Annotated in this window: 11 protein-coding genes and 1 tRNA gene; 1 reads left to right on the forward strand and 11 read right to left on the reverse strand. The window is 46.8% G+C overall.

What is annotated here, in order from left to right; all coding sequences use genetic code 11:
• Positions 1–194: hypothetical protein (locus tag CLFS41_RS30565; RefSeq protein ID WP_207642651.1), on the forward strand; the 194-nt coding region annotated here is incomplete at its 5' end.
• A 56-nt stretch (positions 195–250) separates the two neighbouring features.
• On the opposite strand, the gene CLFS41_RS01680 is transcribed toward CLFS41_RS30565, so the two are convergent.
• The 11 genes from CLFS41_RS01680 to dnaA all read right to left on the reverse strand — a co-directional run bounded on the left by CLFS41_RS01680 (position 251) and on the right by dnaA (position 13,468).
• A tRNA-Ser gene (locus tag CLFS41_RS01680) sits at positions 251–338 on the reverse strand.
• Positions 339–415: 77 nt separating this feature from the next.
• A complete protein-coding gene (locus tag CLFS41_RS01685; protein WP_007862627.1) occupies positions 416–1,147 on the reverse strand; it encodes a 1-acyl-sn-glycerol-3-phosphate acyltransferase in 732 nt (243 codons plus the stop codon).
• A gap of 73 nt (positions 1,148–1,220) precedes the next feature.
• On the reverse strand, positions 1,221–1,772 hold the full coding sequence (locus CLFS41_RS01690) for a Fe-S-containing hydro-lyase (RefSeq protein ID WP_007862626.1): 552 nt from the start codon (positions 1,770–1,772) through the stop codon (positions 1,221–1,223).
• Positions 1,773–1,896: 124 nt separating this feature from the next.
• Complete coding sequence (locus CLFS41_RS01695) at positions 1,897–2,739, reverse strand: fumarate hydratase (protein WP_045091276.1); 843 nt, start codon at positions 2,737–2,739, stop codon at positions 1,897–1,899.
• Positions 2,740–2,759: 20 nt separating this feature from the next.
• Complete coding sequence (locus tag CLFS41_RS01700) at positions 2,760–4,688, reverse strand: EAL domain-containing protein (RefSeq protein WP_045091277.1); 1,929 nt, start codon at positions 4,686–4,688, stop codon at positions 2,760–2,762.
• 128 nt (positions 4,689–4,816) lie between these two features.
• Complete coding sequence (gene gyrA, locus CLFS41_RS01705; RefSeq protein ID WP_007862623.1) at positions 4,817–7,363, reverse strand: DNA gyrase subunit A; 2,547 nt, start codon at positions 7,361–7,363, stop codon at positions 4,817–4,819.
• Between the two features lie 38 nt (positions 7,364–7,401).
• A complete protein-coding gene (gene gyrB, locus CLFS41_RS01710) occupies positions 7,402–9,315 on the reverse strand; it encodes a DNA topoisomerase (ATP-hydrolyzing) subunit B (RefSeq protein WP_045091278.1) in 1,914 nt (637 codons plus the stop codon).
• Positions 9,316–9,352: 37 nt separating this feature from the next.
• Positions 9,353–10,438, reverse strand: coding sequence for a DNA replication/repair protein RecF (recF, locus tag CLFS41_RS01715; protein WP_045091279.1), 1,086 nt, complete (start codon positions 10,436–10,438; stop codon positions 9,353–9,355).
• 22 nt (positions 10,439–10,460) lie between these two features.
• Positions 10,461–10,670, reverse strand: coding sequence for an RNA-binding S4 domain-containing protein (locus tag CLFS41_RS01720; protein ID WP_007862618.1), 210 nt, complete (start codon positions 10,668–10,670; stop codon positions 10,461–10,463).
• A gap of 29 nt (positions 10,671–10,699) precedes the next feature.
• Positions 10,700–11,818 carry a DNA polymerase III subunit beta gene (dnaN, locus tag CLFS41_RS01725; RefSeq protein ID WP_007862616.1) on the reverse strand — a complete coding sequence of 373 codons (1,119 nt, stop codon included), beginning with the start codon at positions 11,816–11,818 and terminating at the stop codon, positions 10,700–10,702.
• A gap of 279 nt (positions 11,819–12,097) precedes the next feature.
• Positions 12,098–13,468 (reverse strand): chromosomal replication initiator protein DnaA, encoded by a 1,371-nt coding sequence (gene dnaA / locus CLFS41_RS01730; protein WP_007862614.1) that lies wholly within the window; start codon positions 13,466–13,468, stop codon positions 12,098–12,100.
• Positions 13,469–13,596 lie beyond the last annotated feature (128 nt).

Genomic DNA, 13,596 nt, shown 5'->3' on the forward strand with positions numbered 1-13,596 from the left:
TCGTTTGTTGTTGTCTTGTTCAGCAGCAACTTTTATATCTTATCACAGCTGCTTGTATTTGTCAACAACTTTTTTTACTTTTTTTAATTTGTTGTTTCAGGCCGTTTGGCCCTCTGCAAAAATCATCCGCTGTATTTTCTCCAGCGGGTATTAATCATATCATAGCTGTCGTTTGTTGTCAACAACTTTTTTGATTAATTTTATGCCCCCAGGGCAAAACAGTAAAAAAATAATCATTTGGAAAATGGAGCGGAGAAAGAGGGATTTGAACCCTCGCGCCGGTTGCCCAGCCTACACCCTTAGCAGGGGCGCCTCTTCGGCCTCTTGAGTATTTCTCCGAATTGATATTTTCCATATGATTGCTTCTTTTGACATATTTGTCCTCAGACGCATTGACCATTATACTAGATAGAAATTAGGTTGTCAAGGTGTTTTTACCGACATTTTTATTTATTTCTTCCTGAATTCTGTCATGTACAAGATGTGCGATTTCTGAGGTCTTCATACCTATATATTGTTCCGGCAAAATAGGCTCCATGTAGTGCACCTCCACATATTCCCGGCTCAATGAGTTGATATCAAAGGGTCTGAAGGAGTTGATCAGGGCTACAGGCACAATGGGGCAGCCTGCTTTCAGCGCACTTTTAAAAGTGCCGCTTTTAAAATCCAGTATCTCATTTCCTTTGCGGCTTCGGTGCCCTTCTGCGAATATGACAAAGTTAGATCCTTCCCTAACCCGTTTTGTCACCTCCCCAATGATCCTTACCTGATCTTTAATATCACTCCGGTCCATTGCAAGGCTTCCGGTGGCGCCGATCACCTGCTTGACCAGGATCCAGCCGGAGGCTTCTTTCTTAATAACAGCAGAAAGTGGTCTTGGGCAGGTAGAAAACAGGGCCAACATATCAAACAGCCCCTGATGGTTTGGAAAAAGCATAAACCCATCCTGATCCGGAATATGTTCGATCCCGGTGGCCGTTACCGTTACCCTTCCCCTTTTAATGATCCGTCTTGTCATTCTTGCAATATAATCATAGCATTCCTTAATGGTACGTCCATCCTCAGGCCGTCCCATGCGGGCAATGGTAAACAGCCATACCGGCGCATGGAACAGATTCATAAATACCATATATATGATCCGCTTCATAGTTTCCTCTTCCCCCGGAGCGTGCAAATGGCAAAAATCAAATCCGGATATGCTCCGGTAATTTGCTCCAGTACTATATTGTACAGTACTCCTTTACTGCTGTTTCGTACAGGTTATTACCCTGACTGTCAATGACAACCACCACTGGAAAGTCCCTGATCTCCAGTTTGCAGATTGCCTCTGTCCCCAGATCTCCATATGCAATCAGTTCTGAAGAAAGAATACATTTGGACAGGATGGCCCCTGCTCCTCCCACTGCTGCAAAATACACGGACTTGTTGCGCACAATGCCGTCAATTACAGCCTGGCTCCTTTTTCCTTTTCCTATCATTGCTCCCATTCCCATATCCAGAAGCCTGGGGGTATACTTATCCATGCGGCTGGCCGTGGTGGGTCCCGCTGAACCTATGGGTCTCCCCTCCCTTGCCGGGGACGGCCCCAGATAATAGATAATATTATCTTTAATATTAAAGGGCAGTTCTTCCCCCCGGTCCAGTGTCTCGTCCATTCTCTTATGAGCCGCATCCCTGGCAGTATAAATGGTTCCTGTCAGATATACATAGTCTCCTGCCTTTAAAGAGACCGCGTCCTCTTTTGTCATCGGTACTTTGATATGCCTATCCATCATCCGGACTCCCTTTCCGTTGTAAGTAATTGTTCTAAAGTAAATGATCGTTCTAACGTAAGTAATCGTTCTAACGTAAGTGATCTCAATGAGCCAGTAATCTGCCTAAGCAGATAACTTACCCTTAAAGTACCCTGTGTACATGCCTGTTTACATGGCAGCAGATATTGACTGCAACAGGAAGACCGGCTATATGGGTGGGATATGTCTCCACATTGACAGCCAAGGCAGTGATCCTTCCCCCCAGCCCCCCGGGTCCGATCCCCAGCTTGTTCACAGTCTGAAGCATCTCCTCTTCAAGTTCCCTTACCCAGACTGTTTCAGGCTTTTCACTAATATTTCTGGTCAGGGCGTGCTTTGCCATCTCCGTACATTTTTCAAAAGTTCCGCCAATACCCACTCCGATCACCATGGGCGGACATGCATTGGGGCCCGCATCCCTGACAGCTGTCAGTATGGCGTTCTTAACACCTTCAAGCCCGTCTGCCGGTTTCAGCATAAACACACGGCTCATATTTTCACTTCCAAAGCCTTTAGGAGCCACGGTCAGATCAACCTGGTCCCCCTCCACGATCTCATAATGGATCACCGCCGGTGTATTATCCCTGGTATTGACCCGCTCAATGGGATCTCCCACCACGGATTTGCGCAGGTACCCTTCCTCATATCCCCTTCTGACACCTTCGTTCACCGCATTGGTCAGGCTTCCGCCTGTAAAATGGACCTCCTGACCGGCCTTCAGGAACACCACGGCCATTCCCGTATCCTGACAGATGGGTATCATATCCTCGTCCGCTATTCTCAGGTTTTCCTCCAGCTGTTTTAATACCTGACGTCCAAGAGGGGACTCCTCCTGGTCCACAGCCTGACAAAACACGCATTTCATGTCGGGGGCAAGCCTGTAGTTTGCCTCAATACACATTTCCCTGATCACCTGGGTAATCTGTTCGGTCTGCATTTCCCTCATTTCTTATTTTCCCTCACTTCTTAGTTTTCTTTTACTCTATGTGATATGACTGCCAGAAACTCATCCTCAGGCATAGGTTTTCCGTAATAATATCCCTGTATGCTGTCCGCTCCAAACATACGGAGCATTTCCGCCTGTTCCTTTTCCTCCACACCCTCGGCAATTACCTTAAGGCCCATGCGTTCAAAACTCTGTATCATACTCTTTACCAGAAGCTCTGCCCTGGAATCACCGGGCAGGCCATTGAGCAGGCTTTTATCCAGCTTGATATACTCAAAGGGCAGGGACAGGACGCAGGAAATGTTAGAATACCCTGTTCCAAAGTCATCCAGGTAAAAATGGATCCCATTTCCGGTCAACTGTTCCATCATCCGCTTCATGTGATCCATGTCCTGAAGCAGTACGCGCTCTGTTATCTCTATCTTCAGCCGGTCCGGAGTCAGATGATATTCATCCAGGTACTGTTTAATCCTCTCCGTCAGGCCACGGTCCTCAAACTGCTGCATGGAAAGGTTGATGGAAATGGACCTGATATGGCTGGGAACCCTCTGCAGAAATGAACACACTTCCTCCAGAACGATCCAACTCAACTCATCGATCATTCCCTTTTCTTCCGCAAGGGGAATAAATTCAGACGGAGGAACCGGATTTCCCTCATAATCCGTCAGGCGCAGCAATGCCTCTGCGGAAGAGAAATTCCCCTGTTCAAAACTGTAAACCGGCTGATACCATACCCTGAACCGTTTCTGCTCAATGGACTGCTGCATGATATCCAGGATCTGTTTGCGCCTGGCAAGGTGCTCCAGAAGAACACGGTCAATACACTGTATTCCCTGTATACTTTCCTTGGCGGCTTTTACCCCGTACTCCAGGAACTCAAACATCTGGGTCGGGCTCCAATCCTGGCCCTGGTATATGATATCTGTGAAAAAGGCCGGAATTTGACTGGAGATTTGTCCCAGTTTCCACGGTTTTTCAAATCGGGACCTGATCACAGCCAGATTCTTAAAGGCTGTTTTTTCTGAGGCATAGGGGAGCAGCACGGCAAACTCCACATTGGCAAACCGGAATGCCTTAGCCTGTGGTAGGATGGAATCCATCTCCTTTGCAATCTCATAGAGAAATTCGTCCCCTTTATTGTGGCTGAATTTCTGATTGATCACGGCAAACTGTTTCAGGGTCACAAGCACCACCTGAAAATTTTGCCGGCCGGCCATGCGCAGGGTCACTTCCTGGAAAAAGCTGTTTCTGTTTCCCACGGCGGTCAGGCTGTCCCTCTCATTCCAGCTGCTCTGAAAGCTGACAAACATAACCATGTCAGTGATCGCTGCAAACATGCCGTTGAGCAGAAGATCGGGATATGTATGCTGAAACAGGATCAATGCCAATGCAATGGGAGGCATGGTCCGTATAAGTCTGACCACGGACCGGCTCACGCTCTTCCTGTTTCGCACATAACAGACCAGCAGCATGACCATCTGGATACCCATGATCACGTACCCCAGCCCGTTAATTGGCCCCCTCCGATAGATCTCCCCCTGTTCAAAATAAAAGAGGACCCCGCTTTTTACATTCCATGCCACCACGCACCAGAACATAAGGTTCAGAAGTACAACAGATGTAAGATATCTCCTCATGCATGTCTTATCATACACATGCTCCAGTATAAGGGAGGCCAGATAGGCTGCAACCACGGAACACAAAAGGACCACCTGGATAAAATAAGCGCTGTTAAATAAAAGATTGACCCAAACCGGAACCTTATCTGACAGGGAAATAACTGATACACATATAATATTCAGGATAATTGCAGCCGCTGACATCCACAGACACAGTCTGTACATGTTTCTCCTGTAATTAGCCGCCAGTCTTCTGTCATGGTAATGCAGCATTAAAAATATGATGATGATTAATGCCAGCAATTCAGCTGCCAATGACCATTTAATCATCCTTTTTCTCCTTTGTACCTTGGATCCAAGATTTCTTGAACCAGGTTAATTACATGAAAAGGCTGTCTGTCAGGACAGCCTTTTCAGCATATTCAATTTTATTTCCCTACACATTTCCTGTGCTGATTTTATACTGTCTCTTCCGGATCCGCATCTGATGGGCCTGCCTCGTCTGAGTCAGGATTTTCATCCTCGTAAAACTCCTCATCATACACATTGCTGTCCTTGGTAACACTCTCACGCACCTTGGCAATGCTGGCTACCTTGATATCGGAATCCTGGTTAATGTTCATCAGCTTAACACCAGATGTATTCCTGCCGATCACAGAGATATCATCCACTGTCATACGGATAATAATCCCCTCCGTGGTAATGATCATGATCTCACGGCCGTCATTCACCAGCTTTGCTCCTACCAGGTTTCCTGTTTTATCCGTGCACTTATAGCAGATCACGCCTTTGCCGCCCCTGTTCTGGGCGCTGAACTCAGACGTGATGGTACGCTTGCCCATTCCGTTCTCCGAAACAACCAGCAGGCTTTCACCCTGACTTTCCATCTGCATACCGATGACCTCATCATCCTCTTCAAAACGCATGCCGATCACGCCCATGGATACACGGCCGGTGACCCTTACATCCGTTTCATTAAAGCGGATACACATCCCCTTGCGTGTTACAAGGAAGATATCCTGGGTATTGTCCGTATCCTTTACCTCTATAAGCTCATCATCCTCCCGCAGAACAATGGCCTGAAGGCCGTTCTTGCGCACATGCTCATACTCCACCATCGGTGTTTTCTTGACCATACCGTTTTTAGTTGCCATGAACAGGTATTTGTCCTCATTATATTCACGCATGGGAATGATGGCTGTTATCTTCTCATCAGGCTGCAGCTGCAGCAGGTTGATGATAGCGGTTCCCCTAGCAGTCCGTCCTGCCTCCGGAATCTCATATGCCTTTAACCTGTACACACGCCCCTTGTTGGTAAAGAACATCATAAAGTGATGGTTGGTGGTCATAAGAAGGTCCTCAATATAGTCCTCCTCAATGGTCTGCATTCCCTTGATGCCCTTGCCGCCGCGGTTCTGGCTTCTGAAATTATCCACGTCCATTCTCTTGATATAGCCCAAATGGGTCATGGCGATCACCGTGTCCTCATCCGGGATCAGGTCTTCCATGGACACGTCATCATCATATCCAATGGCAGTGCGCCTGTCATCCCCGTATTTATCGGAGATTACGGAGATCTCCTCCTTGATGACTGTGAGAAGCTTTTTCTCATCTGCCAGGATGGCCTTTAACTCCTCAATTTTTGCCTGAAGCTCCCTGTACTCGTTCTCCAGCTTCTCCCTCTCCAAACCGGTGAGTGCGCGCAGCCTCATATCCACAATGGCCTGGGACTGTGCATCGGATAAGCCGAAGCGCTCCATCAACTGGTTCTTGGCGTCAGCCACATTGGCGGAACCCCTGATGATGCGGATGACCTCGTCAATGTGATCCAGGGCGATCAGCAAGCCCTGTAAGATATGGGCCCGCTCCTCAGCCTTATTCAGATCATACTGGGTCCTTCTTCTTACAACCTCTTCCTGATGCTTCAGGTACTCATCCAACATCTGATGGATATTCAGCACCTTGGGCTCATTGTTGATCAGGGCCAGCATGATCACACCAAAGGTATCCTGAAGCTGGGTGTGTTTTAACAGCTGGTTTAAAATAACATTGGCATTCACATCCCTGCGCAGCTCGATGTTGATGCGCATACCCTCACGGTTGGACTCATCTCCGATATATGTGATTCCGTCAATTTTCTTATCTTTTACAAGGTCTGCGATCTTCTCAATGAGACGGGCCTTGTTTACCATGTAGGGAAGTTCAGTCACAATGATCCTGGACTTTCCGTTGGGCATGGTCTCTATGTTGGTAACGGCGCGCACCTTGATCTTGGCACGGCCTGTGCGGTATGCTTCCTCAATGCTTCTTCTGCCGAGGATGGTTGCACCCGTTGGGAAATCAGGTCCTTTTACAATTTCCATGATCTCTTCCAGGGTTGTCTCCCTGTCTTCCTCCACCCGGTTGTCGATCATCTTAACAACGGCGCCTATGATCTCACGAAGGTTATGGGGCGGGATATTGGTAGCCATTCCAACCGCAATGCCGGATGTACCATTGACAAGAAGGTTGGGATATCTGGAGGGGAGCACAACCGGTTCCTTCTCTGTCTCATCAAAGTTGGGCACAAAGTCAACCGTGTCTTTATTGATATCGGACAGCATTTCCATGGATATCTTGCTGAGACGGGCTTCCGTATATCGCATGGCAGCAGCGCCGTCTCCGTCCACGGAACCGAAGTTTCCATGTCCGTCCACCAGCGGATAACGTGTGGACCACTCCTGGGCCATGTTTACCAATGCCCCGTAAATGGAGCTGTCGCCATGGGGATGGTATTTACCCATGGTATCACCCACGATACGCGCGCATTTACGGTGCGGCTTATCCGGACCATTGTTAAGTTCTATCATGGAGTAGAGTACACGCCTTTGTACAGGTTTTAAACCGTCCCTTACATCAGGCAGGGCCCTGGCGCTGATAACACTCATGGCATAGTCGATATAGGACTGTTCCATGGTCTTTTTAAGGTCTACTTCATGAACCTTGTCAAATACATTTGGTTCCATATTCAATCTCCTTTATGTTTACAATCGAATTGTCAAAATCAGATATCCAGGTTCTGGACACGCTTTGCATTGGCCTCAATAAATTCCCTTCTCGGCTCAACCTGGTCACCCATCAGGGTGGTAAAGGTCAGATCGATTTCGGAGGTGGTCTCCTCATCCATGGTCACCCGCAGAAGGATCCTCCTCTCAGGATCCATGGTGGTTTCCCAAAGCTGTTCCGCATCCATCTCTCCCAAACCTTTGTAACGCTGGATCTTGTTGTTGGTATCGCGGCCGATCTCCATCATGATGGAATTCAGCTCATCATCGCTGTATGCATACCACACCTTTTTGTTTTTCTCAATCTTATATAAGGGCGGCTGTGCCAGATACACGTAGCCCTGCTTGATCAGTTCAGGCATGAACCTGTAAAGGAAGGTCAAAAGCAGGGTGCTGATGTGGGCGCCGTCCACATCAGCATCCGTCATGATGATGATCTTGTGATAACGGAGCTTTGATATATCAAAATCCTCATGAATGCCGGTTCCGAATGCCGTGATCATTGCCTTGATCTCTGCATTGCCGTAAATACGGTCCATTCTGGCCTTTTCCACGTTCAGTATCTTACCGCGCAGAGGAAGGATGGCCTGGGTGGCGCGGGAACGTGCGGTCTTGGCAGACCCGCCGGCGGAATCTCCCTCTACGATATAGATCTCGCAGTTTTCCGGGTTCTTATCAGAGCAGTCAGCCAGCTTACCCGGAAGGGCCATTCCGTCCAGGGCGGATTTACGGCGTGTCAGGTCTCTGGCCTTTCTGGCAGCTGCACGGGCCCTCTGGGCAAGGATGGATTTCTCACACATGGCCTTTGCGATCCCGGGATTCTGCTCCAGGAAATAGGTCAGCTGCTCGCTGACAATATTGTCCACAGCAGTACGGGCTTCGCTGTTACCCAGTTTCTGCTTGGTCTGTCCCTCGAACTGAGGTTCGGCCACCTTGATACTGATAATGGCGGTCAGCCCCTCACGGATATCCTCGCCGGATAAGCTGTCCTCATTTTCCTTTAACAGCTTATTTTTCCTGGCATAGTCATTAAATGTCTTGGTAAGGGCATTCTTAAAACCGGTGAGATGGGTTCCGCCCTCAGGAGTATTGATATTGTTAACAAATGTATAAATATTCTCAGTGTAGGAATCATTGTGCTGCATGGATACTTCCACAAACACGCCTTCCTTGGTCCCCTCGCAGTAGATCACCTGCTCATACAGGGGAGTCTTTCCCTTGTTGAGATAGGTGACAAACTCCTTGATACCGCCCTCGTAGTGGAATGTTTTCTCTTTTTTTTCTTCCCTTTCATCCCTGAGGGTGATCTTTAAATTCTTGGTGAGGAAAGCGGTCTCCCTGAGACGTATCTTCAGGGTGTCGTAGTCATACTCGGTCTCCTCAAATATCTCAGTGTCAGGCAGGAAGGTTACTTTGGTCCCATGCTGTTCAGGACCGCATTTTCCAACGATCTTTAAGGGGTAGGTTACCTTCCCCCTCTGGTATCTCTGCTGGTAAATATTTCCATCTTTAAAAACCTGTACTTCCAGCCATTCAGACAGCGCATTTACAACTGATGCACCAACCCCGTGAAGGCCGCCGGAAACCTTGTATCCGCCATTGCCGAACTTTCCCCCTGCGTGAAGGATGGTAAAGACCACCTCCACAGCGGGAAGGCCGGCTTTTTTCTGGATATCTACAGGGATTCCGCGTCCGTCATCCACCACTGTGATGGAATTGTCCGGATTGATGGTAACATCAATGGAATCACAATATCCCGCCAATGCTTCATCGACCGCATTATCTACAATCTCATAAACCAGATGATGGAGTCCTCTGGCTGATGTACTGCCGATATACATGCCGGGCCGCTTTCTCACTGCCTCTAGTCCCTCCAAAATCTGAATCTGATCTGCTCCGTATTGCTCTCCCATGTTTTATATCTTCCTTTCTTTTGGGTAGTATCCTGTACTAGTTCTCGTTCTGGGCGGTTCCATCGATCACCCGGAATATTTTGTCTATATGGAATCTGTTGTTGACGAAATCATCCAGCCCCGTACAGGTGATCATGGTCTGAATATTCTGTATGGCTGAAAGCAGGTGGTTCTGCCTGCCGCTGTCCAGTTCTGACAGCACATCGTCCAACAGCAGGATGGGTTCATCCCTGCTGATCCGTTTGACCAGCTCTAACTCAGACAGCTTCAGGGACAATGCAGCGGTGCGCTGCTGGCCCTGGGAGCCGAATTTTCTGATATCGATCCCATTTACAATAAAGCTGATATCATCCCTGTGAGGACCCGACAGGGTGGTCTTTTGTTTCATGTCCTGCCCCCGGTTCCTTTTCAGGACATCGGCCAGCTGGTCCTCCTGTGTATATGGCTCATAGGAAATCTCTATCTCTTCCTTGTCACCGGAAAGACTCCGGTGGATCCCCCGGATAATCTCGTTAAGCTGGTCAATAAACTCACGGCGGAACCGAATCACCTCCCGGCCGTAATTTACCAGCTGCATGTCCCACACATCCAGGGTTTCTTCATATTCAGGCTTAAAAAACAACTCTTTCAGCAGCTTGTTCCTCTGGAGCAGCACCTTATTGTACTGTACAAGGGAATGAACATACAGCTTGTTCAGCTGGCACAGTTCCAGATCAATAAATCTTCTTCTCTCCGATGGACCGTTTTTGATAATGTTCAGATCCTCCGGGGAAAAGAATACCACATTGGCAATTCCAAAAAGTTCACTTGCTTTCCTGATAGGCACTCCGTTAATGGCAATTCCCTTAGGCTTATTCTTTTTCAGATGCATGTCAATGCGGTATGGTACATTATTTTTTCTGATCTGTAATTTAATATGGGATTCATCCTGGTCAAACCGGATGATATCCCTGTCTTTTGCGCTTTTATGTGATTTAGATGTGCAGCAGACGTAAACAGCTTCCAGAATATTGGTCTTTCCCTGGGCATTGTCACCGTAGAGTATATTGGTTCCCTGATTAAATTCCATATGTAGTTCTTTGTAATTGCGGTAATTTTTAAGTTCTATGGATTCAATCATCATGGATGTTCTCTTTCTGCGGTCCCTATTTGGTGATCTTGATGGTCTGTCCATCGTAGGTCACGATGTCACCGTCCACCAGCTTCTTACCGCGCTGAAAAGCGGCCTCTCCGTTTACGGATACAAGACCGTCCTCAATTGCATATTTGGCATCTACACCAGACTGGACCAGGCCGGCCGCTTTCAGCGCCTGGCCCAGTTTGATATAGTCTTCCCTCAATTTAATTATTTCCATCATTTTCCTTTCTTAGTACAAAAACCGTACTAAACCGTTGCTGCATTGAAATTAACAGGAAGAATCAGGTAAATATAATTCTCCTCATCATCCTTGATAAAGCATGGGGACTTGGGATTCATCATATAAATGTTGATCTCTTCATCATCTATTACGCGCAGGGCATCGATCAGGAACTTTGGATTAAAACCGATCATAATGTCCTTACCGGTTTTGTGGATCATAAGGTCTGCGTTCATGGATCCGAAACTGGAGTTGAGCTTCATCTCCATGGAATTGTCACCAATGTTGATGATCAGCGGCTTTTTGTCATTTTCCCTGATCAGGATGGTGGCACGCTCAATACAGTTTAAGAACTCCTTCTTGTTCACGGATACTTTTGTCTCATAATCATTGGACAGCATCTGGTTGATTCTGAAATATTCGCCTTCGATCAGACGTGACACCACAATGGTGCTGTCAAACTCAAACAGGATATGATTGGGGCTGAAATAGATCAGGACCTCCTTTTCATTGTCACCGCCTAAGATCTTACTGACCTCGCTCAATGTCTTGCCCGGTACGATCACCTTGGTGTCCTCATAATGATCTTTTAAGCGGACCTTACGGATGGAGATACGGTGCCCGTCAAGGGATACCACCTTTAACTGGTTTTCATTGACCTCAAATAATTCCCCTGCCATCATCTTGTTGCTGTCATTGGGGGAGATGGAAAATATGGTCTGCTGGATCACTTCCTTCAGCGTGAACTGGGAAAGGCAGATATATTTGTCCTTTTCAATGTAGGGAAGGTAGGCAAATTCCTCTCCGTCACGTCCCTGGATATTAAAAACGGAGTTCTCACAGCTGATGGTAGTGTTGAATTTGTCATCAGATTCAATGGTAACGGATGCGTTCTCACTGGAGAGACGGCGTGTGATCTCGGAAAAAAGCTTAGCGTCCAGTGCGATCTTTCCATGTTCCAGGATCTCACCTTCTACTTTTGTCTCAATTCCCAGTTCCATATCATTGCCCGTAAGCTTGATCTCGCCTGTGCTGGCATCGATCAGGATACATTCCAGGATGGACATGGTTGTTTTGGAGGGTACTGCCTTCATTACAATATTAATGCCGTTTACAATGGCGTCTTTTTGAAATTTTAGCTTCATAATGTTGATAACTTCCTTTCAGATTATTTGGAGACCGAAGCTCCATCAGTAGTTAAAGATATAGATAATTTTCGTAGAAACCGTAGTAGGGGTTGTGGGTTTGTGTAAAACCCCTCGAATCCCTTGAGGATTAAGGACAAGTTCATGTGGAATGATCTGTGGAAATCATCCACCAATCCATGGTAAAACTTCAGGTTTATCCATATATGGTTAAAAATGATTCACAAGGTCTTAAAGTCCAGGCAGTTATCAACAACCTGTCCACATGAATTCCACGGCCTATTGTGGATTGATCTTCTTTTTTAGTATCTCGATGGTATTCTTAAGTGTATCATCCTTCTTAATGTCGCCTGCGATCTTCTCAGCGCCATGGATAATCGTGGTATGGTCCCTTCCTCCCAGGTATCTTCCAATGGTCTGGAGAGGGGTTTCCGTCATATTCCTGCAAAGGTACATGACAATCTGCCGTGGGTATACGATCTCCTTGTTCCTTTTTTGGGAGGAAATGTCAAGGGGAGTCAGCCCATAGTGGTCCGACACGATCTGAATGATCAGGTCAGGAGTCACCTCCCGCTGGGCATTGGGGGAAATGATATCCTTAAGCGCCTCCTCAGCCAGTTCCAATGTGATATCACATTTGTTCAGCCTGGAAAGGGCAACGATCTTGGTGAGGGCTCCTTCCAGTTCACGGATATTGGATTTGATGTTGGTGGCGATGTATTTGATCACCTCATTGTCTATATTATATCCTTCCATCTCTTCTTTTTTGCGCAGTATGGCCATTCTTGTCTCATAATCAGGAGACTGGATGTCCACGGTCAGGCCCCACTCAAAACGGGAGCGCAGGCGCTCCTCCAGGGTTTCAATTTCCTTTGGAGGTTTATCTGAGGAGATTATAATCTGCTTCTTGGACTCATATAGTGTATTAAAGGTATGGAAAAATTCTTCCTGGGTACTTTCCTTACCGATGATAAACTGGATATCATCAATGAGGAGCACATCGTTATTGCGGTACTTTTCCCTGAATTCCGTGGTGGTTATGTTGTTTTTGTTACGGATGGCATCGATCAGCTCATTGGTAAAGGTCTCCGATGTGACGTAAAGGATCTTGGAATTGGGGTTGTTTTTTAATATGAAATGTGCAATAGCATGCATTAAGTGGGTTTTTCCAAGTCCCACGCCTCCGTATATAAACAGGGGGTTGTAGATTTCTCCCGGGGATTCCGCTACGGCCAGGGCTGCTGCATGGGCCAGGTTGTTGTTGGAACCCACCACAAAGGTATCAAAGGTATACTTTGAGTTAAGGTTGGCACTCTGAATAACGTCCGGGCTTACTGCTACCGATGTTTTCTGGATCAGCTGCGGCCCTGACGGTTCTTCTTTTTCAATGATTTGTTCCTTAACTTTGAAATCCACCTCGCATTCCTGTTCAAGGAACTCCGAGATGGTCACCTTTAATAAAAATCCATATTTTTTATTAACGTATTGTAAAAAGGTTTGTTCAGGAACAATGATTATTACTGTGTTATCTTTAAAAGAATATGGCTTCAAGGGTTCCAGCCAGGTACTGTAGGAGATATTGGATATTTCGTGTTCTTCTTTTAAGGTAAGCAGGATTTTGTCCCAGTTTTCTTTGATTTTATCGATCATTTCTTGTCTCCTAAAACTGTATTGCAGAATTGCCCAATCTAAATCCATTGTATACTAAACCAAAAATTTTTTCAATGGAAAGTGTAAAATATTGTGGATAACTTTGTGTGCAGCTTGTGGAAGCACTG

Origin of the sequence: Clostridium sp. FS41, from assembly GCF_000954015.1 — a bacterium.
Taxonomy (GTDB): domain Bacteria; phylum Bacillota; class Clostridia; order Lachnospirales; family Lachnospiraceae; genus Enterocloster; species Enterocloster citroniae.

What these genes read in the sequence shown, in the direction of transcription:
- dnaA (WP_007862614.1), bottom strand. Translation starts at nt 13,468, where the DNA reads ATGATCGATAAAATCAAAGAAAACTGGGACAAAATCCTGCTTACCTTA.
- dnaN (WP_007862616.1), bottom strand. Translation starts at nt 11,818, where the DNA reads ATGAAGCTAAAATTTCAAAAAGACGCCATTGTAAACGGCATTAATATT.
- CLFS41_RS01700 (WP_045091277.1), bottom strand. Translation starts at nt 4,688, where the DNA reads ATGATTAAATGGTCATTGGCAGCTGAATTGCTGGCATTAATCATCATC.
- CLFS41_RS01685 (WP_007862627.1), bottom strand. Translation starts at nt 1,147, where the DNA reads ATGAAGCGGATCATATATATGGTATTTATGAATCTGTTCCATGCGCCG.
- CLFS41_RS01695 (WP_045091276.1), bottom strand. Translation starts at nt 2,739, where the DNA reads ATGAGGGAAATGCAGACCGAACAGATTACCCAGGTGATCAGGGAAATG.
- CLFS41_RS01690 (WP_007862626.1), bottom strand. Translation starts at nt 1,772, where the DNA reads ATGGATAGGCATATCAAAGTACCGATGACAAAAGAGGACGCGGTCTCT.
- gyrB (WP_045091278.1), bottom strand. Translation starts at nt 9,315, where the DNA reads ATGGGAGAGCAATACGGAGCAGATCAGATTCAGATTTTGGAGGGACTA.
- recF (WP_045091279.1), bottom strand. Translation starts at nt 10,438, where the DNA reads ATGATGATTGAATCCATAGAACTTAAAAATTACCGCAATTACAAAGAA.
- gyrA (WP_007862623.1), bottom strand. Translation starts at nt 7,363, where the DNA reads ATGGAACCAAATGTATTTGACAAGGTTCATGAAGTAGACCTTAAAAAG.
- CLFS41_RS01720 (WP_007862618.1), bottom strand. Translation starts at nt 10,670, where the DNA reads ATGGAAATAATTAAATTGAGGGAAGACTATATCAAACTGGGCCAGGCG.